Genomic DNA, 25,760 nt, shown 5'->3' on the forward strand with positions numbered 1-25,760 from the left:
CGCAGAAAGGCCCACGATGGACATCGATTTCAGCCCGGAAGACATGGCGTTCCAGCAAGAGGTTCGCGCCTGGTTCAAAGCCCACACACCGTCCGATCTCAAGCGCAAGGCCGTCACCGGAGAGATGCTGCAGAAGAACGACATCGTTCAATGGCAGCGCCGACTCGATAGCCAGGGCTGGCTGGTCACCGGCTGGCCCAAGGAGCATGGAGGGCCGGGCTGGACGCCGACGCAGCGCTACATTTTCGACCTGGAGCGCGCGGCGGCCAGCGCGCCGGTGGGGCTGTCGATGGGCGTCATCATGCTCGGACCGGTGCTGATTGCCTTCGGCACGCCAGAGCAAAAGGCGCAGTACCTGCCGCGCATCCGCCGCTGCGAGGACTGGTGGTGCCAGGGCTATTCTGAGCCCGGCGCCGGCTCCGACCTGGCCAGCCTGAAGACCACGGCCGTGGCCGATGGCGATGATTACGTCATCAACGGCTCCAAGATCTGGACCACCTACGCGCACTGGGCCACGCACATGTTCTGCCTGGTGCGCACCGCCAACAGCGGCAAAAAGCAAGAGGGCATTTCCTTCCTACTGATCGAGATGGACCGCCCCGGCATCGATGTCAAACCTATTGTATCGATCGACGGCGAACACCACCTGAACCAGGTTTTTCTGACCGATGTGCGCGTGCCCAAGAGTAATCTGGTGGGTCGCGAAGGTCAGGGCTGGGACATTGCCAAGTACCTGCTCACACACGAGCGCACCAGCATTGCCGGCGTGGCCGACTGCAAGGCGCACCTGTCCAACCTGCGCGTGGCCGCCGCCGAGCGCCGCTCGGGTGGCCAACCGCTGATGGAGGACGCGGCGATGCGGCTCAAGCTGGCGCGCGCCGAGATCGAACTGATGGCGCTCGAATACACCAACTTCCGCGTGCTGGCCGCCACCGCCTCGGGCAAGGCGCCGGGGCCGGAATCCTCGCTGCTCAAGACCATGGGCACGGCGGTGCAACAGACCTTGGCCGAGTTGGGCGTCGAGATCGCCGCCGAGCAAGCCTGGCCCTGGCATGACGGCGGCGAGTTTGGCAGCGGACGCCATGCCCATGCAATGCCGCACTACTGTTTCTCGCGCGCTGCCACGATTTACGGCGGCAGCGACGAGGTGCAAAAGAATGTATTGGCCAAGATGCTGCTGGCCGGCGGCACGCGCTAAGGATCGTCATGAACTTTGATCTCTCCGAAGAACAAAAGATGCTGCGCGACGCGGCACAGAAATTTCTGCGCACCGAATACCGTTTCGATGCCCGCAACCAGATCGTTGCGTCAGCGTCCGGCATGAGCCGGGAGCACTGGCAGCGATTCGGCGAATTCGGCTGGCTTGGGCTCGGGCTGCCCGAGGCGCATGGCGGCTTTGGCGGCGTGGTCGAGTTGATCCAGATCGCCGAGGCGATGGGGGCTGCGCTGGTGGTCGAGCCCTACCTGGCCAGCACGGTGCTGGGCGCGCAGGCGCTGACGCGCGCGGGCAGTGCTGCGCAGCAGGCGGCCTGGCTGCCCGGGCTCGCGTCCGGCCAGCGGATACTCGCATTGGCGCACGGCGAGGCCGATGCCCGTCATGAACTCAGCTATGTGATCACGCGTGCCACGGCCAAGGACGGTGGCTGGCTGCTGTCGGGTCGCAAGAGCGGCGTGCTGGGCGCCCCTTGGGCCGATGGCTTCGTGGTCGTCGCCAGAACCTCGGGCGCAGCGGACGAGCGCCAGGGCATCAGCCTGTTTCTGGTCGATGCCAAAACGCCGGGCGTGCAGGTGGCGGGCTACCGGTCCTACGACGGCAGTCGCGCCGGTGATCTGATACTGGAACAGGTCGTGCTCGGGGCCGACGCACTGCTGGGCACGGAAGGCGAGGGCCTGGGGCTGCTTGAGCACCTGGTTGATCTTGGCATTGTTGCCGCCTGCGCCGACGCCCTGGGTGCCATGGGCGCGCTGTTGCGCAAAACTGGCGAATACGTCAGCACGCGCAAACAATTTGACGTGCCGATTGCCAGCTTCCAGGTCATCCAGCACCGGCTGGTCGACATGTTCGCCGCGGTCGAGGCCAGCCGCTCCCTGGTGCTGATGGCGGCCCTGCATGCCGAGCACCCCGACGCGGCCACCCGTTCGCGCGCCGTCTCGGCCGCCAAGGCCGCCATTGGTGAGCGCGCCCGCTTCGTGGCACAGCAAGCGGTGCAGTTGCACGGCGGCGTGGGCATGACCGAGGAGCTGGACATCGGCCATTACTTTCGCCGCCTGACGCTCTTTTGCAACCTGTTGGGCAGCACCGACCACCACCTGCAGCGCTTTGCGACGCTGCGTGCGGTGGCCTGATTGCCTGATGACCGACCCATACCGAGTCACTGGAAGGGCTGCCTAAATGAGCTTGATGACATCCACCGCCACGCCGAACTCGCCCGAATTTCAGCGAAACCGCGAAGCCTATGAGCTGCGCATTGACGACTTGCATGAACGCCGCGCACGTGCCCTGATCGGCGGCCCCGAAAAGGCGCGCCTGCTGCACAAGAAGCGCAAGCAATTGCTGCCGCGCGAGCGCCTGGCTGCCGTACTCGACCCCGGCTCGCCCTTCCTCGAGTTCGGGCAGCTTGCCGGCGACGGCCTGTACGAGGGCGTGCCGCCGGGCGGCAGCATCATCACCGGCGTGGGGCTGGTGTGCGGGCGCGCCTGCATGCTGATGATCCACGATGCCACGGTCAAGGGCGGCACCTACTACGGCATCACCGCTAAAAAGCATGTGCGGGCCCAGATGTTCGCCTGGCAGCACCGGCTGCCGTGCATCACCATGGTCCAGTCGGGCGGCGCCAACCTGCCGGAGCAGGCGCATATTTTCCCCGACGACGGCCAGTTCGGCTCCATTTTCTACAACCAGATCCGCATGTCGGCCGAGGGCATCACCCAGATCGCGACCGTGCACGGGCCGTCTACCGCCGGCGGCGCCTATCTCCCGGCGCTGTGCGACGAGGCGGTGATCGTGCGCAACCAGGGTGCGATGTTCCTCGCCGGGCCCGAGCTGGTGTACGCCGCCACCAAGGAAGAGGTTGACATTGAAACCCTGGGCGGCGGCGAGATGCACAGCCGCATCAGCGGCGTCACTGACCACCTGGCCGAGAACGATGGCCATGCCATCGCCATCGTGCGCGGCATCGTGGCCAACCTCGGTACCGCAGCCAAGCAGCGCTGGGACGTGGTGCCGCCGCTGCCGCCGCGCCATGACCCGCGCGAGATCTACGGCATTGTCAGCGCCGACAACCGGCATCCGACCGACAACCGCGAAGTGCTGCTGCGGTTGATCGACGACAGTGACCTGCAGGAGTTCAAACCCCTGTACGGCGACACCATGATCTGCGGCTTTGCTCGCATCAAGGGCTTTCAGATCGGCATTCTGGCCAACAACGGCGTGATCTTCTCCGAGAGCGCGCTCAAGGGCGCGCACTTCATTGAGTTGTGCTGCCAGCGCGACATTCCGCTGCTGTTCATGGCCGATGTGTCGGGCTTCATGGTCGGCAAAGCCGTGGAGCAGCAGGGCATTGCCAAGCACGGCGCCAAGTTCATGACGGCCATGGCCTCGGCCAACGTGCCGCGCTACACGCTGATCACCGGAGGCTCGTACGCGGCGGCCTACTTGGCGATGTGCGGGCGCCCGTTCAAGCCCAACGTGATGATGATGTGGCCTACCGGCCGCGCCGCGCTGATGGGCCCAGAGCAGGCCGCCACCACCCTGGGCCTGGTGCGCGAGAACATCCACCGGCGCGAGGGCACTAGCTGGAGCGACGAAGAACGCGAGCAATTCAAGCAACCGATACGCGAGCAGTTCGAGAGCTTTTCCAGTCCCTACAACTACGCCTCCAACCTGTGGTGCGACATGGTGATTGACCCGCTGGAAACACGCGACACCATGGCTTTGCTGCTGGAGCTGGCGGGCCGCGTGCCGGCGCGCGACACGCACTTCGGCGTGTTCCGCATGTAATCCTTTGGCCCACCGAATTGAACATGCTCGACGCCATTCTCTCCGGCTGCCGCGTGCTCGACCTGACCCAAAACGTGGCCGGCCCGTTTTGCACCCAGACCCTCGGCGACCTCGGCGCCGAGGTTATCAAGATCGAACGCCCCGGCAGCGGCGACGATGCGCGCCAGTGGAAACCGCCCGAAGTGGCCGGCGTCTCGACCGGCTTCGTGGCGCTGAACCGCAACAAGAAGAGCGTCTGCATCGACCTCGACAGCGCGGCCGGCCAGCAGCTGGTTGCGCGCCTGGCGGCCGGTGCCGACGTGCTGGTGCATTCGCTCAAGCCCGGCAGCGCCGAAGCGCGCGGCCTCGGCGACGAACACCTGCGACCGACCAATCCGCGCCTCGTGTACTGCGCGATCAGCGCCTTCGGCGAGGTCGGCACGATGCGCGCGCTGCCCGGCTACGACCCGCTGATGCAGGCCTTCACCGGCATCATGAGCGTCAGCGGCCACGAAGGTGACGAGCCGGCGCGCGTCGGCGTGTCGCTCATCGACATGGGCACCGGCATGTGGGCCACGATGGCCATCCTGGCCGCGCTGCTGCGCCGCGCCACAACGGGCGAAGGCATGCGCGTGCACGCCAGCCTGCTCGAGACCGGGCTGTCGTGGATGACGGTGCCGGTGGCGAACTACCTGGCCACCCAGCGCCTACCGCGCAAGATGGGTTCGGCCATGGCGATGATGGCGCCCTACGAGCTCTTCGACAGTGCCGACGGCAAGGTCTTCATCGCCGCGGCCAACGACCGGCTGTTCGGCCGCATCTGCAGCGCGCTGGCTTGCCCAGAGCTGGCGCAGGACCCGCGCTTCATCGACATGTCGGCGCGCATCGGCCACCGCGAGGCGCTGCACGACGCGCTGGAAGCGCGCACCCGGCAGCGCAGCACCGCCGACTGCGTGGCGGCGCTGCGCGCGGCCGGTGCGCCCTGCAGCGAGATGCACGACGTGGCCCAGATGCTGGCGCACGAACAGGTGCAAGCGGTCGGCATGCTGGGCGCGCTGCCGCTGCCGGGCGCACCGCAACACCAGACGATGGGCCTGCCCATCAGTTCGCAGGGCCGTCGCGGGCGCAGCGGCCCGCCGCCGCCAGTGCTGGGCGGGAACACCGACGAGGTGTTGACGGCACTGGGCCTGCATGCCAATGAACTGGCGGCGCTGCGACAGCAACGCGTCGTCGATTGAATGACAAGGCCGACATCCCCATGAACTTCGACTACACCGAGACCCAGGGCCAGATCCGCGCCGCCGTCAAGGAGTTGTGCAAGGGCTTCGGCCCCGAATACTGGCGCCAGTGCGCGCAGGACGGCGCCTATCCGGAAGCCTTCGTCGACGCGATGGCCAAGGCCGGCTGGCTGGCTGCGCTGATTCCCGAGGAATACGGCGGCGCCGGGTTGCCGCTGCTCGACGCCTGCCTGATCCTGCAGGAGATCAACCAGAACGGCGGCAGCGCGGTGCACTGCCATGCGCAGATGTACACGATGGCGTCAATCATGCGCCACGGCTCCGAGGCACAGAAGCGCCGCACGCTGCCGCGCATCGCTGACGGCAGCCTGCGGCTGCAGGCCTTCGGCGTGACCGAGCCTGACGCAGGCTCCAACACGCTGGCGATCAAGACCTTCGCGCGCAAGGTGCCGGGCGGCTACGTCATCAACGGCCAGAAGATCTGGACCTCGCGCTACAGCCACTCGCACATGTATCTGCTGATCGCGCGCACCACGCCGATCGACGCGGTGAAGAAGAAGACCGATGGCCTGAGCCTGTTCCTGATCGACATCAAGAAGGCGGGCGCGTCGCTCAAGGCCACGCCGATCCGCACGATGATCAATCACCACACCTTCCAGGTCTTCATCGACAACCTCGAACTGAGCGACGACGACCGCATCGGCGAGGAAGGCAAGGGCTTTTACTACCTGCTGGATTCGCTGCATTCCGAGCGGCTGCTGGTGGCCAGCGAGGCCATCGGCGACGGCCACTGGTTCGTCGGCAAGGCCGCGCGCTACGGCAGCGAGCGTGTCGTCTTCGACCGCCCGATCGGCGCCAACCAGGGCGTGCAGTTTCCGATCGCGCGCGCCCACATGAACATCGAGGCCGCCGAACTGATGCGCAACAAGGCCGCGACGCTGTTCGACGCCGGCCTGCCCTGCGGGCGCGAGGCGACCATGGTCAAGTACCTGGCCAGCGAAGCCGCCTGGGAGGCAGCCGAGGCGGCCATGACCACCTTCGGCGGCTATGGCGTGGCCTGCGAGTACGACATCGAGCGCAAATGGAAAGAGAGCCGGCTGTTCCGCACCGCGCCGATCTCCAACAACCTGGTGCTGGCGCAGGTGGCCGAGCATCTGCTGGGTATGCCCCGCTCTTACTGATGGCCCAGATGCACCACGAAACCCTGCTGATCCACCCCGCGCCGGGCACCGCACCGGAGGACGGCATCCGCTGCCTGGTGCTCAACCGCCCCGAGGTGATGAACGCGATGAACACGCAGATGTTCGTCGACCTGCGCAACGCCCTGCACGAACTGGCCTTCGACGACGGCCTGCGTGTGCTGATCATCACCGGCGCCGGTGAACGAGCTTTCTCGGCCGGCGGCGACCTCAAGCAGCGCGACGGCATGACCGACGGTCAATGGCGGCGCCAACACCAGCTCGCCGAAGAGGTGTTGCTGGCGGTCAAGGATTTCCCGCAACCGGTGATCGCCGCCGTCGAAGGCCACGCACATGGCGGCGGCTGCGAACTGGCGTTGATGTGTGACTACATCGTCGCTTCGCGCGCTGCGGTATTTTCGCTGCCCGAGCTGCGGCGCGGCATCATGCCCGGCGGCGGGGGTATCCAGAACCTCGTGCGCGCCGTCGGTGCGCGGCGCGCCAAGAAGCTGCTGTTCACCGCGCGCCGCTTCTCGGCCGAAGAAGCCGCCGAATGGGGCATGGTCACCGACCTGGCCGAGCCGGGTACGGCGCTGGCCGCCGCAGTCGCCGACGCGCGCGACATCGTGCTGGCCGCACCGATGGCCACCCACTACGCCAAACTCGCCGCCTCGCGCGGCGGCGAGATTGACTTCCACAGCGGCTACATGCTCGACATCGCCGCCTACAACGTGCTGGTGTCCTCGGCCGACAGGCTGGAGGGCGTGAAGGCCTTCAATGAAAAGCGCCCACCGCGCTGGAGCGGACTCTGACATGTTCAAAAAAATCCTGATCGCAAACCGCGGCGAAATCGCCTGCCGCATTGCACACACCTGCCGGCGCCTCGGTATTGCAGTGGCCGGTGTGCATTCGAGTGCTGATCGCGATGCGCTGCACGTTGACCTGATCGGCGAGTCGATCGAAATCGGTGGGGCAACGCCAGCCGAGAGCTACCTGCGCATTGATGCGGTGATCGATGCGGCCCGGCGGACCGGGTCGCAGGCCATTCATCCTGGTTTTGGCTTTCTGGCCGAAAACGCGGTCTTCGCGCGCACGGTCGAGGCAGCCGGCCTCGTCTTCGTCGGCCCGACGCCCGAGGTCATTGAGCGCCTGGGCGACAAGGCGTCGGCCAAGCGCGAGGCCCGCGCCGCTGGCGTGGCCGTGCTCGGCGGCAGCGAGCTGCCCAGCCGCGACGCGGCTGAAGTGGCGGCCACCGTACGCGGCCTGCCACTGCCGGTGATTCTGAAAGCGGCCGCCGGTGGCGGCGGCAAGGGCATGCGGGTGGTGCAGCAATTGGACGGGTTGATGGAGGCCATCGAGGCGGCCATGCGCGAAGCCAAAAGTTCCTTTGGCGACGCGGCGTTGATCGTCGAAGCCTTTGTCGAGCGCGGGCGCCACATCGAGGTGCAGATTGTCGGCGACGGCCACGGCGAAGTGATTCACCTGTTCGAGCGCGAATGCACGTTGCAGCGGCGCCATCAGAAAGTCATCGAAGAGGCTCCAGCGGTGAATCTCGCCCCGGCGCTGCGCGAGGCGATGCTCGGTGACGCGGTGCGCCTGGGGCAGCGACTGCGCTATCGCGGTGTCGGCACGGTGGAGTTCATCGTGCAGGGCGACAGTCACCATTTTCTCGAAGTCAACCCGCGGCTGCAAGTTGAGCATCCGGTGACTGAAGAGGTGACTGGCATCGACATTGTGGAGGTCATGCTGCGCATCGCTGCCAACGAGGGATTACCCTTGCGTCAGAGCGAAGTGCAGATGCGCGGCCACGCGATTGAGGCGCGGGTCTGCGCTGAAGACGCAGCGCAAAATTTCCTGCCATCCACCGGTGAACTGATCGCGGTGCGGTTCCCGACTTCGGGTGTGCGGGTTGAATCGGGGGTGCGGGCCGGCATGGTGGTCACGCCCTACTACGACTCGATGCTGGCCAAGCTGATCGTTCATGCGCCCACGCGCGAGGCTGCGCTGGACCGTCTGAGTGGGGCGCTGGGCGAAACCCAGATGCACGGCGTCGAAACCAATTGCGCTTTTCTGCAGCGTCTGCTGGCCCTGCCTGCAACGCGGGACGCCAGCTTCCACACCCGTCTGATTGACGAGGTGCTGGCAGAGGGGGGTCAGGGCACGGGTAGCGCGCCGCTGGAGCGGCTGGCTGCAGCGGCGGCCTGGTGGTTGCTCGATGCGCGGCGCAGCAGCAAGCCATTCGGAGCCTGGTCGGCCTTGGACGTGACGGGTTGGCAGATGCACGCTGGCGACGATCGGCTCACGCCGGTTCCGGCGCTGTTGCTGCGCTCGGGAGGAACAACACACGAAGCCCGGTTCGGCGCCGTCTCGCCCGAGTCCGAAGTGACGGTGCAAATCGGCACCGAACGGGTTCGCCTGGCGCTGACCGCCAGCGCCGGGAGCGATTGGCGTTTGCGCATAGGGGATTGTCATGAGGTACTGACCATCGTGCGCAGCGACGATACCGTGTTTGTGCAGAGCGGCGGCACCGCCCACGCCATCGGCGTGACCTCCTACCTCAGCCAGGTCGCCACTGGCCGCCAGGCCAGCGGACAGTTGCGCACGCCGATGATGGGAATGATCCTGAAGACCCATGTGGAGGTTGGCGAGCGGGTACGTGCCGGCGACGTGGTGGCGACGATGGAGTCGATGAAGATGGAGATGCGCATCAACGCCGATCACGATGGCGTGGTGCGCTCGCTGTCGGTGCAGCCCGGGCAGATGGTCGAGCGCGGCCTGGTGGTGGCCGTGGTTGAGTCCGAGGGCGCCGCGGAATGAGCGGCAGCAAATCCAGCATGCGCGCCCCTCTTTGCAAACCTGGTGTTATCCACCGCTCAAAATGACGTGCCCGAGACGGCCCATGACCGGCATCCAACTTCCGAACGGTATTCAGGTTTTTGAGCGCGGCTGGCTGTCCTCGAACAATATTTTGTTCATCGGAGCACAGTCCAGCGCACTCGTTGACAGTGGCTACAGCACGCACGCGGAACTAACGACCGGGCTGGTCAGCGCCGCTTTGCAGCAGGGTCCGCTGGACTTGCTGCTCAACACGCATCTACACAGCGACCACTGCGGCGGCAATGCCGTCCTCCAGGGCAATTACCCTGAACTTCAAACCCTCATTCCGCCAGGCCATGCATCACTTGTCTCGTCATGGGACCCCGTCGCCCTGAACTATGTGCCATCCGGGCAACACTGCCCCCGGTTCAAGTTCGATGGTCTTCTTTTACCTGGCACGGAAATTCAGCTGGCCGACACGGCGTGGCAAATTCATGCGGCGCCGGGCCACGATCCCCATTCAGTCATTCTGTTTGAGCCGCAGTCCCAAACCCTGATCTCGGCAGATGCCTTGTGGGAAAAAGGCTTCGGCGTGGTGTTTCCTGAGCTTGAGGGCGACGCCGCATTCGACGAAGTGGCCGCCACCTTCGACCTGATCGAGCGGCTTGACCCGTGCTGGGTCATTCCTGGCCACGGCCCGGTATTCCGCTACCGCGCCGAGGTGCTGGCCTACGCGCGCGCGCGCCTCAACGCCTTTGTCAAGAGCCCTGACCGACATGCGCACCACGCAGTCAAGGTGTTGCTGAAGTTCAAATTGCTGGATCAGCAGCAACTGCCTTTTGCCGATTTTGTCGACTGGGCCGCCAACACCCGCTACTTCCAGCTCATTCACCAGAGGTTTGTTCCTTCTGTTCCCATCGACCGCTGGATGGAGCAGTTGACGCAAGAGCTTGTGCGTTCAGCAGCCGCACGAAGAGAAGGTGACATGGTCTACAACGCGTGAAATCGGTCACGGAGTGAATCATGCGACGAAGGCGCTGACGAATCAGCGTTCGTATGTGCAGAGCAAGCAATTTTTTTAACAGGAGATCAGGATATGAGTGAAGCAGAAACGGTTTTGTACGAAGTGCGCGATGGCATTGCCACCGTGAAGATCAACCGCCCCGAGATGCGTAACGCGCTGTCACCGGCCGCCGCCAACCGGCTGCACGATCTGTGGGGTGAAGTCGATGCCGACAAAAACGTACGCGTGGCCATCCTGACTTCTGCCGACTGCGGCACCTTCTGCGCCGGGCTCGACCTGCGTGAGGCTTCGCGTGTCAAGAAGGAAGAAGGCGTGGACATCCTGACCAAGATGAAGGACCCGTTCCATGGCCGCCAGCGCCGTGTGGCCAAGCCCATCATCGCGGCCATGACCGGGCACCTGATTGCCGGCGGCATGATGCTGAGCCTGAACTCGGATTTGCGCGTCGGCCTCAAGGGCACGCAGGTCGGCATCACCGAAACCCGCATCGCCGGGCGCGGTAGCCCGTGGGCCATTCCCCTGCTGTGGATGCTGCCGCAGCCGCTGCTGATGGAGATGGTGCTGACCGGCGACCTGTATCCGATCGAAACCTTTCATGGGCTCGGTTTCATCAACTACCTGGAAGACACGCCGGATGCCGTGCGCGCTCGCGCCACCGCATTGGCCGAACGCATCCGCGACAACGCGCCGCTGTCGGTGATGGCGGGCAAGGAATCGATCATGACGGCGATGAGCGCCGGCTGCGAGGCCGGTATGGCGCTGGCCCACAACATCTACCGTGCCGCTTACGCCAGCGAGGACGCGCAGGAAGGTCCGCGTGCCTTCGCCGAGAAGCGCAAGCCGGTGTGGAAGGGGCGTTGATGTCGCTCCGTGGAGATGCCATGTCCAGCCTGGCCCCTCTGCTGGAGAACAACCGTGCCTGGTCGGCGCGCTGCGCTGCGGAAGATCCGCAGTACTTCGAGCGGCTGGCGCACCAGCAGATGCCGCGCTACCTGTGGATCGGCTGTTCTGACAGCCGGGTGCCGGCCAACGAAATTCTGGGCCTGCGGCCTGGCGAGGTGTTCGTGCACCGCAACGTCGGCAACCTGGTGGTGCACTCCGATCTGAACTGCCTGACGGTTCTGCAGTATGCGGTCGAGGTGTTGAAGGTCGAGCATGTTCTCGTGGTGGGCCACTACGGCTGCGGCGGCGTGCAGGCGGTGATAGAACAGCGCCGCACCGGTCTGGCCGAGAACTGGCTGCGCCATCTGGAGGACGTGGCGCGCAAACACGCTGATCGGTTCGACGGCATTACCAGCGTTGACGAGCGCGCAGCGCGGCTTTGCGAGATGAACGTGATCGAGCAGGTCAGCAACGTGTGCCGCACCACCACCCTGCGCCGCGCCTGGGAGTGCGGGCAGCAAGTCGAGGTGCACGGGTTGGTCTACGGCCTGCGCGACGGCTTGCTGCGGCCGGTCGGGGGCAGCGTCAACCGCGGTCAGGACCAGCAGAAGCAATACGCCCAGTCTCTTGCTGCGCTTGGCACACTCTGAGTGATACGAAGAATACAAGTAAGGTTATTCCACATGCCAGCCGACACGACAACCCTCCCTGCCCCCAGCATCGCCGCCCAACTGGCCGCCTTCGCGCACGGCCTGACGCCAGACATGCTGCCCGCAGCCGTGGTCGAACAGGCCAAGCTGCTGATGCTCGACGCACTGGGCATCGCCTTGGCTTCGTCCCAGCACGACTTCGCGCACTGCGCTTACCGCGGCTTGCACGCCCTGGGCGGTGCGGGTGACAGCGCCGTCATGGGTGCCTTTGCCCCCCTGCCGCTGCGCGATGCGGTGCTGATGAATGGCATCCTGGTCCACGGGCTGGATTTCGACGACACCCACCCCGGCGCGATCACCCACCCCAGCGCCAGCGCCTTTCCGCTGGCGCTGGGTCTGGCGGCGCAGCGGCATGCCAGCGGGGCCGAGATGATCATGACCTATGTGCTGGCGATCGAGGTGGCGGCACGTCTGGGTGCAGCGGCCCAGGGACGCTTCCACGACGTGGGCTTTCACCCGACTGGCCTGGTGGGGGCTTTTGGGTGCGCACTGGCGGCCGGCAAGCTGATGGGACTGGATCAGGCGGGCCTTGAGCACGCGCAAGGCGTGGTGCTGTCGATGGCATCAGGCAGCATGGAATTTCTGAGCGACGGCGCCTGGACCAAGCGCATGCACCCGGGCTGGGCCGGTGTCAGCGGGCTGACCGCCACGGCGTTGGCCGGTGCCGGATTCCGCGGCCCGTCGCAGCCCTATGAAGGCCGCTTTGGTCTGTACGCCAGTCACCTGGCCGCGCGCGGCCTAAACGCCGATTTGTCCTTGTGCGCGCGCGGCCTGGGCGAGCGCTGGGAACTGATGGATGTGGCGGTCAAGTTGTATCCAACCTGCCACTTCACGCACGCCAGCATCGATGCCGCGCTGGCGCTGCGCGCGGCCGGTCTGCGCACTGACGAGATCGCTTCGGTACAGGTGCTGCTGCCGCAAGGGGTGCACCCGGTGGTGTGCGAGCCGGTGGCGGCCAAGCGGCGACCGGCCAACGTCTATGAATCGCAGTTCAGCATTCACCATCTGGTCGCGCTGGCCCTGCTGCGCGGCGAGCTGGGGCTGGCCGAACTGGATGCCGCCAACCTGAGCGACCCGCAGGTGCAGGCGCTGGCTGACCGCATCGAACACGCGGCCGACCCCGATGCCGATTACCCCACCTTCTTTTCCGGCGAGCTGCGCGTGCGCACGCACGATGGGCGCGAGCTGCGCCACCGCGAGGCCGCGCACCGCGGCGCGCCGGGGCGCCCCATCACGGCCGCTGACATCGAAGCCAAATTCATGGGCAATGCGCTACTGACCTTGCCGCGCGAGCAGGCGCTGCGCCTGCTCGACGCGCTGCTGACGGCCGACCGCGCCCCAGATGCCGCCGTCCTGGCGCAGACCCTGACCCATTCCAACACTTCCGGAACCCTCTGATGACGACCAGCCAGTCCGTGGCCTTTGATGCCGAAAAAGAAAATATGGTGCTCGACGCCGTCGAACGCTTTGTGGACCGCGAGATCAAGCCGGTGGCGCAGCGGCTCGAGCATGCCGACGAATGGCCGGCCGACATTGTGGCCGGCATGCGCGAGATGGGCCTGTTCGGCTGCATCATCCGCGAGGAGTACGGCGGCCTGGGCCTGTCGGCCAGCACCTATGCCAAGGTGGTGGAGCGCATCGCGCGGGTCTGGATGTCGGTGTCGGGCATCATCAACTCGCACCTCATAATGGCCGCCTGCGTGCAGCGCAACGGCACCGAGGCGCAGCGCCAGCATTTTTTGCCGCGCTTTGCCAGCGGCGAACTGCGCGGCGGGTTGGCGCTGACCGAGCCCGATTGCGGCACCGACTTGCAGGCGGTGCGCACGGTGGCGCGCCGCGACGGCGACCATTACGTCATCAACGGCACCAAGACCTGGATATCCAACGGCATCCATGGCCAGGTCTTTGCCGTGCTGGTCAAGACCGACCCCGAAGCGCAACCGCGCCATCGCGGCATGAGCCTGTTCATCTGCGAGAAGGGCCCGGGCTTCACGTCCACCAAGAAGCTGGAAAAGCTCGGCTACAAGGGCATCGACAGCGCCGAGCTGGTGTTCGACAACTTTCGCGTGCCGGCCGCCAACTTGGTCGGTGGCGTGGAGGGACAGGGTTTCAAGCACGTGATGGGCGGACTGGAACTTGGGCGCATCAATGTGGCTGCGCGCGGCGTGGGTGTGGCGCGCGCCTGCCTGGAGGAGTCGGTAGCCTATGCCCAACTGCGTCGCACCTTCGGCAAGCCGATCTGCGAACACCAGGCGATCCAACTCAAGCTGGCCGACATGGCCACTCGGGCGGAGGCGGCGCGTCTGCTGGTTGAACAGGCCGCGCGGGCTTATGACGCCGGCCAGCGTTGCGACATGGAAGCCGGCATGGCCAAGCTGTTCGCCAGCGAGGCGGCGGTCGAGAACTCGATGGAGGCCTTGCGCATCCACGGGGCTTATGGCTACTCGAAGGAAATGAATGTCGAGCGCTACTACCGCGATGCGCCGCTGCTGTGCATCGGCGAGGGCACCAACGAATTGCAGCGCCTGATCATTTCCGCCCAGCTGGTGGAGCGCAGCCCGATCTGATGTATCGCCTGGGGCGGCGCCTCAACTCGGCGGTGAATGAACCCCTCGGAGGAAAATTTCTTGAACAACCTGCTGTCCGCTTTCCGGTTCGCCGCCCTGCCCGCCGGGACGAATTCATTTCGCGCCGAGGTGAAGGCCTTTCTCCAATCCAGCTTTGAGCCAATGCCCGCCGACATCCGGGCCCGTTCATGGATGGGTTTCAATGCCGCTTTCAGCAAGAAGCTGGCCGCACGGGGCTGGGTCGGCGTGACCTTGCCGGCGCAATACGGTGGCGCCAGCCTGGACGCCTTCTCGCGCTTCGTGCTGGTGGAAGAACTGCTGGCCGCCGGCGCCCCGGTTTCCGCGCACTGGATCGCCGACCGCCAGAGCGGGCCCTTGATCCTCAAGTTCGGCACGGAGGCGCAACGCCAGTTCTACCTGCCGAAAATCTGCGCCGCCGAGGCGTTTTTCTGCATCGGCATGAGTGAGCCCAATGCCGGCTCCGACCTCGCCAGCGTCGGCACGCGGGCCACGCGCTGCCAAATTGACGGTTCAAGCGGCTGGCGGCTGAACGGCCGCAAGATATGGACCACCAACGCGCAGCACTGCCACTACATGATCGCGCTGGTGCGCTCGTCGGGCGAGCCGCAGGACCGGCAAAAAGGCTTGTCGCAGTTCATTGTCGATCTGGCATTGCCCGGCGTGACGGTGCGCCCGATCCGTGACCTGGCGGGTGATGCACATTTTTCCGAAGTGTTCTTCGACAACGTGCTGCTGACCGACGACGCGCTGATCGGCCATGAAGGCAGCGGCTGGGCGCAAGTCAATGCCGAACTGGCCTTCGAGCGCAGCGGCCCGGAGCGGGTGTACTCCAGCATCGTGCTGCTGGAGCACTGGATCACCTGCCTGCGCAAGACACCGGCGGTCTCGGTCCATGCCGCCACCATCGGGCGTTTCGCCACGCACCTGGCCACGCTGCGCAACATGTCGATCGCCGTCACGGCCAAGCTCGTCAACGGGGACAGCCCGTTGGTCGAAGCGGCCCTGGTCAAGGACATTGGCACCGAATTCGAGCAGAGCATTCCCTCTGTGATCGAAGCCGCCCTCGCCATGGACCCGGACGCCCTGGTCGATGCCGAGTTGTACCGCGCCGTGGCTTATGTGAGCCAGATGGCGCCCACCTATTCCCTGCGCGGCGGCACGCGCGAGATCCTGCGCGGCATGATCGCGCGCGGTCTGGGTCTGCGCTGAAAAAGAAAGCATTCCATGTTTGCACAAGCGATTGAAGATATCCTCCAGGACCAGTGCACGCCCGCCGTGGTGCGCGCGATTGAAGCGGGCGGCTCGCCGCTTAAGCTGTGGCAGGCGCTGCAAGGTGCCGGCTTCCTCGAACTGCTGGCGTCCGAGGACGCTGGCGGTGCCGGCCTCCCGCTGGCCGATCTGTTCCCGATACTGTGCAGCTTCGGCCGCTACACGGTGCCGGTGCCGGTGGCGCAGACGATTGTGGCGCGAGCGCTGCTGGGGTCGCAGTTTGCGATGCCCAGCGGCATGATTACGCTGGGCGCTGCGTTGCGGCGCGAGGCCGGTGGCGCTATCGTGTGCTCATTCACACCTTACGGCATGCTGGCGGATTTCGTGCTGGCCCAAGATGGTGATGCCTTGTTGCTGCTGCATTGCGCAGCGGCGCAGCGTGAAGCAAGCGGCGTGCACGGGAGCCTGACGGCCACCCTGCGCTGGTCCGATGCGCGCGTCGCGACGCACGTGCCCGGCGCTGGCCCGCTGCTGCCGACGTTCGCGGCGGCCTTGCACGCCGCCCTGCTCAGCGGGGCCATGACCCGTGTGTTCGAAATGACACTGAAACACTGCAATGACCGCATCCAGTTCGGCAAAACCCTGGGCAAGTTCCAGGCGGTGCAGCACCAGTTGAGCGTCATGGCCGAACATGTGGCTGCTGCCTCGATGGCAGCCGAAGCGGCCTTCCACACCGACGCTGCGGCACCGTCCCTGCTCGCCGCAGCGATGGCCAAGTCCCGCACCAGTGAGGCGGCGGTTCTGGTCGCCTCCATCGCGCATGCACTGCACGGCGCTATCGGTATTGCGGAAGAATACGACCTGCAATTGCTGACCCGGCGCCTGCGCGAGTGGCGCATGGCGCATGGCTCGGAGGCGCACTGGAATGTGTTGATCGGCCAGCGCGTGCTTTCTGCCGATGTGTCCATCGTTGATTTTGTGCGGTCTGTTTAGCCGCCGCTTTTGTGCCCACGATCAGCGGCGAAGTGATCGACACCCGGGGCTTGCAACAGTTTCGGTTCATCGATCCGGCTGTTGCGCTAACGACTTGCCCCCGCCAAGCGCTTCACTGAAGAAGTCGATGAAGGTTCTCAGCTTGGGTGTCACGTACTGCCGATTCGTGTAAACCGCATACAGCGTGAAAGGGGGCACCGTGTAGGTCGGCAGCACGCGCGCGAGGCAGCCCGCGGCCAGATCGTCGTCGACCGTCCATTCGGGGAGGAACGCCATGCCCATGCCGGCGTGCATCGCGTGATAGGTGAGCGTGCTGTCGTCCGAGCGCATCACCGCATTCAGCTTGATCCGCGCCTTGCCGGCAGGTCCCTGCATTTCGAGGCCATCGAGGTTCACGTAGTTGGGTACCACGGCGCTGCACCTGACCAGATCGGAGGGTCTGCGCGGAGAGCCTTCGCGCTTCAGGTAAGCCGGGGTTGCGACCAGGTGGAACTGCACGGGACAAATCGGCCGTGCAATCAGCGCCGGGGACAGTTCGCGCGTGGCGCGCAGCGCGAGGTCGTAGCCGTCGGCGACCAGGTCGATCTTGCGGTTCTCCAGTCGCATGTCGACCAGCACCTCCGGATAGGTGTTGCGGTAGGCCGCCAGTACGCTGGCGAAATGCCGGTTTGCACACCAGACGGGCGCGCTGATTTTCAATTGTCCGCGTGGTGCCTGCGCGCTTTGCCGAAGCGCCGCTTCGGCAGCCTGCAGCGTGTCGAGCGCCTCGCGGCATTGTGCGTAGTACATCGCGCCGGCCTCCGTCAGGCTGAGCTTGCGGCTGGTCCTGTGCAGCAACCTCGCACCGAGGTCTCGTTCGAGCTGGGCGACATGCTTGCTGGCCATCGGAGCGGACATGGTGAGGCGCGCCGCGGCGCGGGAAAAGCTGCCAGCCTCGACCACTTCCCTGAAAACGCGAAGGCTGGTCAGACGATCCATTTATGGTTTCTTGTGAGGAAATGATGTGTTAATAATACAGCTATTGATTAACCAAAATTAAACATTAAGCTATTCCTCATGGTCAGTCGGGTAGACATCCAGTCTCAAAGAGGCTGCCCATCAGCCGCGCTTTCGTTGATGCCTTCAACCAATGCCGTATCACTTCTTAATCATCCTCAGGAGCTCAACATGAGTAAGCCGCATATCGCCGCCACCACGCCGTTCGCAATCGACGTGGAAAAAGGCAAGGACTACTACTGGTGTGCCTGCGGTCTCAGCAAATCGCAGCCGTTCTGCGACGGCAGCCACAAGGGCGGCGAGTTCGTGCCGACCAACTACAGCGCCGACGAAAGCAAGACTGTCTATTTTTGCGGCTGCAAGCAAAGCAAGAACGGCGCGCTTTGCGACGGCACGCATAAAGCTCTGTAAGAGCGGACCATGCCCGTGACAACGGAGCGATTGCCGACCTACTTCATCTCACACGGCGGTGGGCCCTGGCGATACATGATGGCGCAGTCCAACGGCATGTACGACCGTCTGGCGCAGTCCCTGCGGGACATGCCGCGCCAGCTCGGCGAGCGACCGAAGGCGGTGCTCGTGATCTCCGCCCATTGGGAGGAGCGCGAGTTCACCGTGATGGCCGCCGAACGACCTCCCATGGTTTACGACTACGCTGGCTTCCCCGAGCATACCTACCATGTCCAGTACCTGGCTCCGGGCCTGCCAGCGCTGGCCGAGCAGGCGCGGCAGTTGATCCAGAGCGCAGGGTTCTCGGCGCGGCTCGATGCCCAGCGCGGGTTCGATCACGGCAGCTTCGCGCCGCTGGTGGTGATGTACCCGCTGGCCGATGTGCCGGTCGTGCAACTGTCACTGCGCGCGGGCTATGACCCGGCAGAGCATTTGGCCGTCGGCCGTGCCCTGGCGCCGCTGCGCGAGCAGGGCGTGCTGATCGTCGGCAGCGGGCTGAGCTACGACAACACGCGCCGCATGGGGCCGTCCGCCGCAGGGCCGTCAATGCAATTCGACGACTGGCTGCAGCAGACCTTGATCACCACCGAGCCGCACCAGCGTGAGCAGCGGCTGATCGACTGGCAAGACGCGCCGGCCGCCCGCGTGGCCCATCCGCAAGAAGACCATCTGCTGCCCCTGATGGTGGCGGTGGGTGCCGCCGGGCATGATGAAACCGTGTGCGTGTACCACGAGGAAGGCTTCTTTGGCGGCGTCACCGTCTCCAGCTTCAGGTTCGGCCAGGAAGGCGGGGTCTGAGTGGCGGTGGCTTGCTGGGCCGGTAGGCGCTTGTCGCCGGAGGGGTGTTGCCGGTTACCCTCGCGGCAGGTGTACAGCAACAAACGATGAAGTGCGAAGACGGAGAACCGCATGACAAGTTATCTCAGCCATCAGCGCCGTGGCGCTCGCCCACAAACGACGCCAAGCGACCCGCACACGCAGCTTGAACAGAATGCGCCGGTAGAACTGCAAGAGCTGGTTTTCGAGAGGGGGCAGTCCCTGGGCAGCGTGGAAGTTGGTCCGAGCCAGGTGTCTGTTCCCGGAGCGCGTGCCTTTTATTTACCGCGATGCGGATGCCAGTCCTTCGGCGCCTTCATGTTCGGCAAGGAGTTCGCCCACATCCACCCGCCCAGTGACGGCAGTCTGCACATGACCTTGCCGCCCGAGATCGTTCCCCAGGTCATCGAAAACGGCTGGGCGGAGTTGCATCCGCTGGCGGGTCAATATGGCCTGCCCGGGAACATCGTGATGGTCTATGGGCCGCGTGACGACGAGGAACTGCAGGTGGTTTGCGATTTGCTGACGGCGTCGCATACTGCGGCGACATCGTCAGAGGCGTGAAAAATCCGGGGCCACATCCTGCCCGTCAGGGCAGGATATGGCGCACAACCAGGCTCAAGCTTTTGCAAGTTTGCCCTGCAGCTCGGCCACCGTTTCCGGGTTGACCAGCGACGACAAGTCGCCCGGACTGTCGCCCTTGTACAACGCCCGCACCACGCGGCGCATGATCTTCATGTTGCGCGTCTTGGGCAGGTCGCTGACCAGCAGCACCTGCCGGGGGCGGTAGGAGGCGCCCATGCCATGGACGACCGCCTGCGACAGTTCGGCCTTCAGCGCCGCGTCCGCCGCCACGCCGGGCATCGGCACGCAGACGCAGACGATGGCCGAGCCCTTGATCTCGTCGGGCACGCCGATCACCGCCGCCTCTGACACCTTGCCGGTGCCGGTGAGCAGGGTTTCGATCTCCGACGGGCCGGTGCGCTTGCCTGAGACCTTAATCGTGTCGTCGCTGCGTCCGAGGATGTAGAACAGGCCGTCCGCATCGCGCATCGCAAAGTCGCCATGCACCCAGACGCCCGCAATGGTGCGCCAGTAGCTGTCGAGGTAGCGTTCGTCGTCGCGCCACAGGCTCTTGGTGAAGCCGATGTTGGGGTTGCGCAGCACCAGCTCGCCGACCTGGCCCGCGCCGACCGGCTCGCCGCTTTCATCGACGATGTCAACCCCGGCGCCGAGCCCGCGCGCGCCGAACGAGCCTGGCCGCAAGGGATGGTGCAGGGTGCCGGTGAAGTTGCAGCCGCCCACCTCGGTGCCGCCGACGATGTTGAGGAACGGCAATTTCTCTTTGCAGATGTGCTTGAAGAACCAGCGCCAGGGCGCCTCGGTCCAGGCCTCGCCGCCGGAGCAGGTGATGCGCAGCGAAGACAAGTCGTAGCGCTGGACTTCTTCGTCGCCGTAGCGCATCAGGCTGCGGATCAGCGTGGGCGCGACACCCAGGTAGGTGACTTTGTGATCTTGCACCAGGCGCCAGAAGCGGCCCGTGTCGGGGAAGTCGGGCGTGCCTTCGGCCACCAGCAGGCTGCCGCCGAAATAGCTCGGAATGCAGGCGCACATGGCGCCCACCATCCAGCCCATGTCGCTCATGAAGAAGAAACGGTCGCTCGACTTGAAATCGGCACAGATGTGCATGTCGCGCGTGACCATCGAGCCCAGGAAGCCGACGTGCGTCCAGACGCAGCCCTTGGGCTTGCCGGTGGTGCCAGAGGTGTAGAGCAGCACGGCGGGCGCGTCGGCGGCCATCTCGGCGGTCGGCATGTCGTGAGGCTGGCCGGCGACCAGGCTGGCCCAGTCGTGGTCGCGTCCCGGCGTCATCGGGCAGGGGGCGGCGTCGCCCAGGTGGCGCAGCACCACCACGTGCTGCACGCTGGGCACCTCGGCAAGTGCTTCGTCCAGCACCGACTTCATTACGCCGGGCGTGCCGCGCCGCCAGGTGCCGTCCACCGTCAGCACCGCCTTGGCCTCGCCGTCGTTCAGGCGGGCGACAATGGGCTGCGGCCCGAAGCCGGAGAACAGCGGCATCAACACGGCGCCAATTTTCAGTACGGCAAAGAATGCGACAAAGGTCTCCGGCAGATTGGGCAGGTACAGGCCGACCCGGTCGCCCTGGCCGATGCCCAGCGACTGCAGCGCTCCGGCCAGGCGGCAGACTTCGGCGTCAAATTCGCGGTAGCTCAAGGACTTGCGGTTTTTCGGGTCTTCGCCCTCCCACACCAGGAAAGGCTGGTCCCACACCGGCGTTCCGCGGTGCCGTTCCAGGCAGTTCAGCACGATGTTGGTGGTGCCGCCGATGCACCAGCGTGCCCATTCGATGCCGCGCGAGGTGTCAAGCATCTGCGTGTAGGGCTGGTAGAAGCGGAAGTCGCAGAACTCGAACACCTCTTGCATCAGCCAGGCCGGATCGGCGTCGGCACGGGCACTCAAGTTTTCGAAGTCGGACTCGCCCACTTTGTGCAAAAAAGCGGTCAGGTTGGACTGCGCCATCAGTTCAGGGGAAGGCGCCCAATCAAACGGTTGTTTGGTAGAATTCATGTGGCAATCCTATCCGAACGTCGTATTGGAGTCCAGCGGTGCAGTCTCACCGCGTCGTTTCTTCTCCGCAGCTCTACGTAGTCAGAAAGGCGGTCTATCCGTGCATGTCGACGAAGCGATTCGCAGCCGAAAATCGGTCAGGCGGTTTCTACCTGCCTCCGTTCCTTCCTCGGTGGTGCAGCACATTCTGAGCGTGGCGGCGCGTGCCCCGAGTGGCAACAACGTGCAGCCGTGGAAGGTGTATGCGGTGGCGGGTGAGGCCCGGCAGCGCCTGTGTGATGCCTTCATTGAGGCGGCCACGCACGAGCCTGACCGGCATCAGCCCGAGTACGCGTATTACCCCACGACCTGGGTCGAGCCTTATCTGGAGCGCCGGCGTCGCTGCGGTTTCGGTTTGTATGCCAGCCTGGGCATCGCCCGCGACGACGCGGCGGCACGCGAGCGCCAGATGCTGCGCAACTACACGTTCTTCGACGCGCCGGTGGGGCTGCTCGTCACGCTCGACCGCCGTTTGAACACTGGCAGCTTCATGGACCTGGGCATGTTCATCCAGAACATTCTGGTGGCCGCGCGCGCGCAGGGACTGCACACCTGTGCGCAGGCCGCGTTTGCCTGGTTCCACAAGGTGGCGCGCGCCCAGTTGCCGATCAGTGACCACGAAATCCTCGCCTGCGGCATCGCCCTCGGGCACGAGGATCTGTCGGCCCCGGAGAATGCCTTCATTACCGAACGAACCGATGTGGAGGCGTTTGCCAGCTTCCATGGTTTCGATCCCCAGAGCTGACCAAAGCTTTTCGTTGATTTAATCAAAATTTTCTGAAGAAACTACTCATGATCCTGCATTCGCCTTCTACGATTGAACACTACACTGCCACCAAACTTTGGGGGGGCCGCACCCTGCTTGATGTGGTTGCGGCACATGTTGTCGATGTTCCGCAACGAGTGGCCATCGTCGATACACCAGACCGTGAGGCGCTCATCGGCACGCCCGCCACCTCGGTAACTTGGAGCGAGTTCGGCAAAGCCGTCGACGCGATTGCCACCGGGCTGATTCGCCGTGGACTTAAAAAAGACGATGTTGTGGTTGCGCAGTTACCCAATGTCTGGGAGTTGATTGCGTTGTACTTTGCTGTGTCCCGCGCCGGAGGCGTGCTGTCTCCGGTGGCCATGCAGTGGCGCGAAACCGAGTTGCGCAACGTCGCAGAGGCCAGTCAGGCGCAGCTCTACATCGGCGTAAAAAATTTCAAGGGCTTCGACCACATTTCGATGGCTGCCAAGCTAGGCTACGCCACCGTGGCGATTGAAGACGTCACCGCTTTGGCCGCACAGGCACCAGACCAGGCCCTGCTGGACGCTGTCAGCGTCAGTGCCAACGATATTTTCAGCCTGTGCTGGTCCTCGGGTACTGAATCACATGCCAAGGGCTGTCCGATGTCGCACAACAACTGGCTTTACCAGATGCGGCTGGTGCCCAATACGGCGGGCATTCAAGAGGGTGACCGTGTACTGGCACCAGCACCGATGGTCAACATGACGGGTGCCGTGGCTTGGCTGAGCTGGCTGGCAGCGCGTGGCACGCTGCTGCTGCACCATCCGCTCAATGTCGAACTGTTCCTCAAGCAAATACTCACGGAAAAGGTTCAGTTCACGATTCTGGTGCCTGCAATCCTGAACATGATCCTCAAGCTGCCCAATGTCGACAGCCTCGATTTGTCATCCATCCGCTCAATCGCCACAGGCTCAGCGCCGCCCTCGCGCTGGAGCATGGAGGAGTTCAAGCGCCGCTGGAACATCGAGATCTGCAACCTGTGGGGGCAGACCGAGGGCACAGGCTTGGTTGGCGGCCCGGTTGACGTGCCGGACTTCGCTATGCGATCGGAACATTTTCCCTGGTGGGGCAAGCCGGGACTTGAATGGCCGTCGACAATGGAAGGCGTACAAGCCAAGCTGCTTGACGAGCAAGACCAAGAATGCACGCGGCCAGGCGAGGTGGGCGAGTTGGTCTATCGCGGACCCAACGTGTTTGCCGGCTACTACCGGCGGCCAGACCTCGCGCAGAATTCGTTCACGGCCGACGGTTTCTTTCGCACCGGTGATTTTTTCATCGTGCGCGATGAACGCCACATCGGCTTTTTTGACCGCAAGAAGGACATCATCATTCGTGGTGGTTTCAATATAAGCGCCGCCGAGGTCGAGAACCTGGTACTCACCCACCCCGGTGTGCAAGAGGTAGCAGCGGTGGCGGTGCCCGACGAAATCATGGGCGAGAAGACCTGTATCTACGTCGTGCCCAAGGACAAGTCCCGGCTGCCGACGCTGGAAGATATCGTTGACCACTTGAAACAAATTGGCGTGGCGGTCTACAAGCTGCCCGAGCATATTGAGTACCTTGACATCATCCCGCGCAACCCGGTGGGGAAAATTTTGAAGGCGCAATTGCGACAACGCGTGCATGCTTCGGGGGCGTGACCTCCAACTCTGGACACTCAATCATGACCCCTCAAACGAACTCATCGCCGCGCAGTCTCCGCGGTAAAACCGCGATCATCGGCGCCGGCATTTCGGCCGTCGGCCGCGTGCCGGGCAAGAGCGCGCTCGCGCTGGCCGCCGACGCAGCAGTCAAGGCGCTGGCCGATGCCGGCATCGGCAAGCACGAGGTCGATGGCGTGCTTTCCAGCTCCGCCTTCGCCTCGCCGTTTCACCGATTCAGCGTAGCCTTCAGTGAGTACCTCGGCATCCAGCCGACGTTCTCCAACACGATGCAGGTCTCCGGCGCCACGGCGGCCACCCTCTTCAACATCGCCGCCGCCGCCATTGCTGGCGGCCTGGCCGAGACCGTTCTGGTGGTGGGCGGCGACAGCTTGCTGACCGGTCTGTCGCCCGACCTGGCCCTGCGCTCGATGACCGAAAGCCGGGACCAGCAATACGAAATGCCCTTCGGCATTCCCGTGGCCAACACCTTCGCCATGACAGCGCATCGCCACATGAAGGAGTTCGGCACCACCTCCGCGCAATTTGCCAAGGTGGCGGTGATCCACCGCGAACACGCACGCCGCACGCCGGGGGCGCAGATGACCGATCCGCTGAGCGTCGATGACGTGCTGAATTCCGGCTGGGTGACAACGCCCTACCACAAGCTCGACTGCTCGCTCATCTCCGACGGCGCAGCAGCTTTCATCGTCACCTCGACCGAGCGCGCCAGGGCGCTGGGAATTGCCAAGCCCATCTACATCCTCGGCGGCGGCGAATGCTACACGCACGAGCACATCTTCTTGATGCCCTCGCTGACCACCACGGGCGCGGTGCAGTCGAGCGCCAAGGCCTACGCCATGGCCGGCTGCGGGCCCAAGGACATCGACGTGGCCGGGATCTATGACTGCTTCACCGGCACGGTGATCATGATGCTGGAGGACCTCGGCTTCTGCCCCAAGGGCGAAGGTGGGCGCTTCGTCGAAGACGGGCAGATCACCTACGGCGGCGCCATCCCCTGCAACACCCATGGAGGCCTGCTGTCGTTTGCGCACTCGGGCATGCCGGGTTCGCTGTTTCATTTCTACGAGGTCGTCAACCAGCTGCGCGGAAGCTGCGGTGAACGCCAGGTCGCGGGCGCTGAACTTGGCCTGGTGCACAGCCTGGGCGCCGGTTTTGCGACCAACGCCACCACCATCCTGGGAACGGAGGCCACGCTGTGATCAACCTCAAAGACGCCCACCTCAAGCCACAGCCGATGCCAGATGCAGATTCGGACATCTATTGGCGCGGCATTCAGGAGGGCAAGCTGCTGCTGCAGCACTGCCCAGCGTGCGGCCACGTGCAGCTCTACCAACAGGCGATCTGCCGTGAGTGCGGTAGCGAGCGCCTAGAGCACCGGGCCGCCAGCGGTCGCGCCAAGGTGCATTCGTTCAGCGTGGTTCACCGGGCGCCCGGCCCGGCTTTCAAACAGGACACGCCCTATGCGGTGCTGCTGGTCGAACTCGAAGAAGGTCCGCGGATGATCAGCTCCTTCATCGGCGCAGACCCTTCAGCAGTCACTTTCGACATGGCTGTCGAGTTGGTTTGCGAACCCGTCGGTGGTGGTGTGTCGCTGCCGCGATTCCGGGCGGCCGGACCTCCAGCGTGAGGCAGCGTCGTCGTGCGCCTTCTGAGTGTCTGAGGACATGACCCAACCCAACGCGGGATTTCGGTGGCCGCAGCTTGTTGCTGCGCCGTCCTCCCAGGCGGCAGTCGAGGGGGCTCCTCCTGACCTGACGACGGCCACAGTGGCGCGGCGGGCGATTGCGCCCTTGTCCAT

At 64.7% G+C, this 25,760-nt stretch carries 23 protein-coding genes; 21 read left to right on the plus strand and 2 right to left on the minus strand.

Annotated elements, in window-relative coordinates; all coding sequences use genetic code 11:
* Window positions 1-16 precede the first annotated feature (16 nt).
* From DD542_RS13860 to DD542_RS13925, 14 genes are all read left to right on the plus strand, one after another.
* The gene (locus DD542_RS13860; protein WP_127806067.1) at window positions 17-1,198 is read left to right on the plus strand and encodes an acyl-CoA dehydrogenase family protein; all 1,182 of its coding nucleotides are present in this window, start codon (window positions 17-19) and stop codon (window positions 1,196-1,198) included.
* An 8-nt stretch (window positions 1,199-1,206) separates the two neighbouring features.
* Window positions 1,207-2,346 carry an acyl-CoA dehydrogenase family protein gene (locus tag DD542_RS13865; RefSeq protein ID WP_127806068.1) on the plus strand — a complete coding sequence of 380 codons (1,140 nt, stop codon included), beginning with the start codon at window positions 1,207-1,209 and terminating at the stop codon, window positions 2,344-2,346.
* A 46-nt stretch (window positions 2,347-2,392) separates the two neighbouring features.
* On the plus strand, window positions 2,393-4,000 hold the full coding sequence (locus DD542_RS13870) for a carboxyl transferase domain-containing protein (protein WP_069047310.1): 1,608 nt from the start codon (window positions 2,393-2,395) through the stop codon (window positions 3,998-4,000).
* Window positions 4,001-4,023: 23 nt separating this feature from the next.
* On the plus strand, window positions 4,024-5,217 hold the full coding sequence (locus tag DD542_RS13875; RefSeq protein ID WP_127806069.1) for a CaiB/BaiF CoA-transferase family protein: 1,194 nt from the start codon (window positions 4,024-4,026) through the stop codon (window positions 5,215-5,217).
* 20 nt (window positions 5,218-5,237) lie between these two features.
* Window positions 5,238-6,398 (plus strand): acyl-CoA dehydrogenase family protein, encoded by a 1,161-nt coding sequence (locus DD542_RS13880; protein ID WP_127806070.1) that lies wholly within the window; start codon window positions 5,238-5,240, stop codon window positions 6,396-6,398.
* On the plus strand, window positions 6,398-7,207 hold the full coding sequence (locus DD542_RS13885; RefSeq protein ID WP_127806071.1) for an enoyl-CoA hydratase-related protein: 810 nt from the start codon (window positions 6,398-6,400) through the stop codon (window positions 7,205-7,207). Before DD542_RS13880 ends, DD542_RS13885 begins: the two co-directional genes overlap by 1 nt.
* Before the next feature lies 1 nt (window position 7,208).
* Window positions 7,209-9,212: a biotin carboxylase N-terminal domain-containing protein gene (locus DD542_RS13890; protein WP_127806072.1), complete on the plus strand. Its 2,004-nt coding sequence runs from the start codon at window positions 7,209-7,211 to the stop codon at window positions 9,210-9,212.
* Window positions 9,213-9,294: 82 nt separating this feature from the next.
* Window positions 9,295-10,215, plus strand: coding sequence for an MBL fold metallo-hydrolase (locus tag DD542_RS13895; protein WP_008905410.1), 921 nt, complete (start codon window positions 9,295-9,297; stop codon window positions 10,213-10,215).
* Window positions 10,216-10,308: 93 nt separating this feature from the next.
* Window positions 10,309-11,097 carry an enoyl-CoA hydratase-related protein gene (locus tag DD542_RS13900; RefSeq protein ID WP_069047315.1) on the plus strand — a complete coding sequence of 263 codons (789 nt, stop codon included), beginning with the start codon at window positions 10,309-10,311 and terminating at the stop codon, window positions 11,095-11,097.
* A 20-nt stretch (window positions 11,098-11,117) separates the two neighbouring features.
* Window positions 11,118-11,768 (plus strand): carbonate dehydratase, encoded by a 651-nt coding sequence (can, locus tag DD542_RS13905; protein ID WP_127806073.1) that lies wholly within the window; start codon window positions 11,118-11,120, stop codon window positions 11,766-11,768.
* A 33-nt stretch (window positions 11,769-11,801) separates the two neighbouring features.
* Window positions 11,802-13,226 carry an MmgE/PrpD family protein gene (locus DD542_RS13910; RefSeq protein ID WP_127806074.1) on the plus strand — a complete coding sequence of 475 codons (1,425 nt, stop codon included), beginning with the start codon at window positions 11,802-11,804 and terminating at the stop codon, window positions 13,224-13,226.
* The gene (locus DD542_RS13915) at window positions 13,226-14,395 is read left to right on the plus strand and encodes an acyl-CoA dehydrogenase family protein (protein ID WP_177134691.1); all 1,170 of its coding nucleotides are present in this window, start codon (window positions 13,226-13,228) and stop codon (window positions 14,393-14,395) included. Before DD542_RS13910 ends, DD542_RS13915 begins: the two co-directional genes overlap by 1 nt.
* Before the next feature lie 60 nt (window positions 14,396-14,455).
* Window positions 14,456-15,625 (plus strand): acyl-CoA dehydrogenase family protein, encoded by a 1,170-nt coding sequence (locus tag DD542_RS13920; RefSeq protein ID WP_008905405.1) that lies wholly within the window; start codon window positions 14,456-14,458, stop codon window positions 15,623-15,625.
* Between the two features lie 15 nt (window positions 15,626-15,640).
* Window positions 15,641-16,618, plus strand: coding sequence for an acyl-CoA dehydrogenase family protein (locus DD542_RS13925; protein WP_127806077.1), 978 nt, complete (start codon window positions 15,641-15,643; stop codon window positions 16,616-16,618).
* A 66-nt stretch (window positions 16,619-16,684) separates the two neighbouring features.
* Here DD542_RS13925 and DD542_RS13930 read toward each other — a convergent pair whose 3' ends face one another.
* Window positions 16,685-17,596, minus strand: coding sequence for a LysR family transcriptional regulator (locus DD542_RS13930; protein WP_008905403.1), 912 nt, complete (start codon window positions 17,594-17,596; stop codon window positions 16,685-16,687).
* Between the two features lie 189 nt (window positions 17,597-17,785).
* Between DD542_RS13930 and DD542_RS13935 the strand changes: the two genes are divergently transcribed.
* The 3 genes from DD542_RS13935 (at window position 17,786) to DD542_RS13945 (ending at window position 19,444) form a co-directional block, all read left to right on the plus strand.
* The gene (locus tag DD542_RS13935; RefSeq protein WP_008905402.1) at window positions 17,786-18,025 is read left to right on the plus strand and encodes a CDGSH iron-sulfur domain-containing protein; all 240 of its coding nucleotides are present in this window, start codon (window positions 17,786-17,788) and stop codon (window positions 18,023-18,025) included.
* 9 nt (window positions 18,026-18,034) lie between these two features.
* A complete protein-coding gene (locus DD542_RS13940; protein ID WP_127806078.1) occupies window positions 18,035-18,862 on the plus strand; it encodes a class III extradiol ring-cleavage dioxygenase in 828 nt (275 codons plus the stop codon).
* Between the two features lie 111 nt (window positions 18,863-18,973).
* A complete protein-coding gene (locus DD542_RS13945) occupies window positions 18,974-19,444 on the plus strand; it encodes a luciferase family protein (protein ID WP_008905400.1) in 471 nt (156 codons plus the stop codon).
* A gap of 54 nt (window positions 19,445-19,498) precedes the next feature.
* Here the strand turns inward: DD542_RS13945 and DD542_RS13950 are convergent, their stop codons facing one another.
* Window positions 19,499-21,469, minus strand: a complete 1,971-nt coding sequence (locus DD542_RS13950) for an AMP-binding protein (RefSeq protein ID WP_008905399.1) — start codon at window positions 21,467-21,469, stop codon at window positions 19,499-19,501.
* Between DD542_RS13950 and DD542_RS13955 the strand changes: the two genes are divergently transcribed.
* The 4 genes from DD542_RS13955 to DD542_RS13970 are packed head-to-tail and all read left to right on the plus strand — an operon-like array spanning window position 21,468 to window position 25,589.
* A complete protein-coding gene (locus tag DD542_RS13955) occupies window positions 21,468-22,253 on the plus strand; it encodes a nitroreductase (protein WP_164868400.1) in 786 nt (261 codons plus the stop codon). The genes DD542_RS13950 and DD542_RS13955 overlap by 2 nt on opposite strands.
* Before the next feature lie 47 nt (window positions 22,254-22,300).
* Window positions 22,301-23,938, plus strand: coding sequence for a class I adenylate-forming enzyme family protein (locus DD542_RS13960; protein WP_127806079.1), 1,638 nt, complete (start codon window positions 22,301-22,303; stop codon window positions 23,936-23,938).
* 23 nt (window positions 23,939-23,961) lie between these two features.
* Window positions 23,962-25,161: a thiolase gene (locus tag DD542_RS13965; protein WP_127806080.1), complete on the plus strand. Its 1,200-nt coding sequence runs from the start codon at window positions 23,962-23,964 to the stop codon at window positions 25,159-25,161.
* A complete protein-coding gene (locus DD542_RS13970; protein WP_008905395.1) occupies window positions 25,158-25,589 on the plus strand; it encodes a Zn-ribbon domain-containing OB-fold protein in 432 nt (143 codons plus the stop codon). Before DD542_RS13965 ends, DD542_RS13970 begins: the two co-directional genes overlap by 4 nt.
* The last annotated feature ends 171 nt before the right edge of the window (window positions 25,590-25,760 follow it).

The sequence above is a fragment of the Hydrogenophaga sp. NH-16 genome, assembly GCF_004006415.1.
GTDB lineage: Bacteria > Pseudomonadota > Gammaproteobacteria > Burkholderiales > Burkholderiaceae_C > Hydrogenophaga > Hydrogenophaga pseudoflava.

Excerpts from the sequence above, each read along its gene's own strand:
- DD542_RS13860 (WP_127806067.1), top strand. The coding sequence starts at position 17 with ATGGACATCGATTTCAGCCCGGAAGACATGGCGTTCCAGCAAGAGGTT.
- DD542_RS13865 (WP_127806068.1), top strand. The coding sequence starts at position 1,207 with ATGAACTTTGATCTCTCCGAAGAACAAAAGATGCTGCGCGACGCGGCA.
- DD542_RS13870 (WP_069047310.1), top strand. The coding sequence starts at position 2,393 with ATGAGCTTGATGACATCCACCGCCACGCCGAACTCGCCCGAATTTCAG.
- DD542_RS13875 (WP_127806069.1), top strand. The coding sequence starts at position 4,024 with ATGCTCGACGCCATTCTCTCCGGCTGCCGCGTGCTCGACCTGACCCAA.
- DD542_RS13880 (WP_127806070.1), top strand. The coding sequence starts at position 5,238 with ATGAACTTCGACTACACCGAGACCCAGGGCCAGATCCGCGCCGCCGTC.
- DD542_RS13885 (WP_127806071.1), top strand. The coding sequence starts at position 6,398 with ATGGCCCAGATGCACCACGAAACCCTGCTGATCCACCCCGCGCCGGGC.
- DD542_RS13890 (WP_127806072.1), top strand. The coding sequence starts at position 7,209 with ATGTTCAAAAAAATCCTGATCGCAAACCGCGGCGAAATCGCCTGCCGC.
- DD542_RS13895 (WP_008905410.1), top strand. The coding sequence starts at position 9,295 with ATGACCGGCATCCAACTTCCGAACGGTATTCAGGTTTTTGAGCGCGGC.
- DD542_RS13900 (WP_069047315.1), top strand. The coding sequence starts at position 10,309 with ATGAGTGAAGCAGAAACGGTTTTGTACGAAGTGCGCGATGGCATTGCC.
- can (WP_127806073.1), top strand. The coding sequence starts at position 11,118 with ATGTCCAGCCTGGCCCCTCTGCTGGAGAACAACCGTGCCTGGTCGGCG.
- DD542_RS13910 (WP_127806074.1), top strand. The coding sequence starts at position 11,802 with ATGCCAGCCGACACGACAACCCTCCCTGCCCCCAGCATCGCCGCCCAA.
- DD542_RS13915 (WP_177134691.1), top strand. The coding sequence starts at position 13,226 with ATGACGACCAGCCAGTCCGTGGCCTTTGATGCCGAAAAAGAAAATATG.
- DD542_RS13925 (WP_127806077.1), top strand. The coding sequence starts at position 15,641 with ATGTTTGCACAAGCGATTGAAGATATCCTCCAGGACCAGTGCACGCCC.
- DD542_RS13930 (WP_008905403.1), bottom strand. The coding sequence starts at position 17,596 with ATGGATCGTCTGACCAGCCTTCGCGTTTTCAGGGAAGTGGTCGAGGCT.
- DD542_RS13935 (WP_008905402.1), top strand. The coding sequence starts at position 17,786 with ATGAGTAAGCCGCATATCGCCGCCACCACGCCGTTCGCAATCGACGTG.
- DD542_RS13940 (WP_127806078.1), top strand. The coding sequence starts at position 18,035 with ATGCCCGTGACAACGGAGCGATTGCCGACCTACTTCATCTCACACGGC.
- DD542_RS13945 (WP_008905400.1), top strand. The coding sequence starts at position 18,974 with ATGACAAGTTATCTCAGCCATCAGCGCCGTGGCGCTCGCCCACAAACG.
- DD542_RS13955 (WP_164868400.1), top strand. The coding sequence starts at position 21,468 with ATGTGGCAATCCTATCCGAACGTCGTATTGGAGTCCAGCGGTGCAGTC.
- DD542_RS13950 (WP_008905399.1), bottom strand. The coding sequence starts at position 21,469 with ATGAATTCTACCAAACAACCGTTTGATTGGGCGCCTTCCCCTGAACTG.
- DD542_RS13960 (WP_127806079.1), top strand. The coding sequence starts at position 22,301 with ATGATCCTGCATTCGCCTTCTACGATTGAACACTACACTGCCACCAAA.
- DD542_RS13965 (WP_127806080.1), top strand. The coding sequence starts at position 23,962 with ATGACCCCTCAAACGAACTCATCGCCGCGCAGTCTCCGCGGTAAAACC.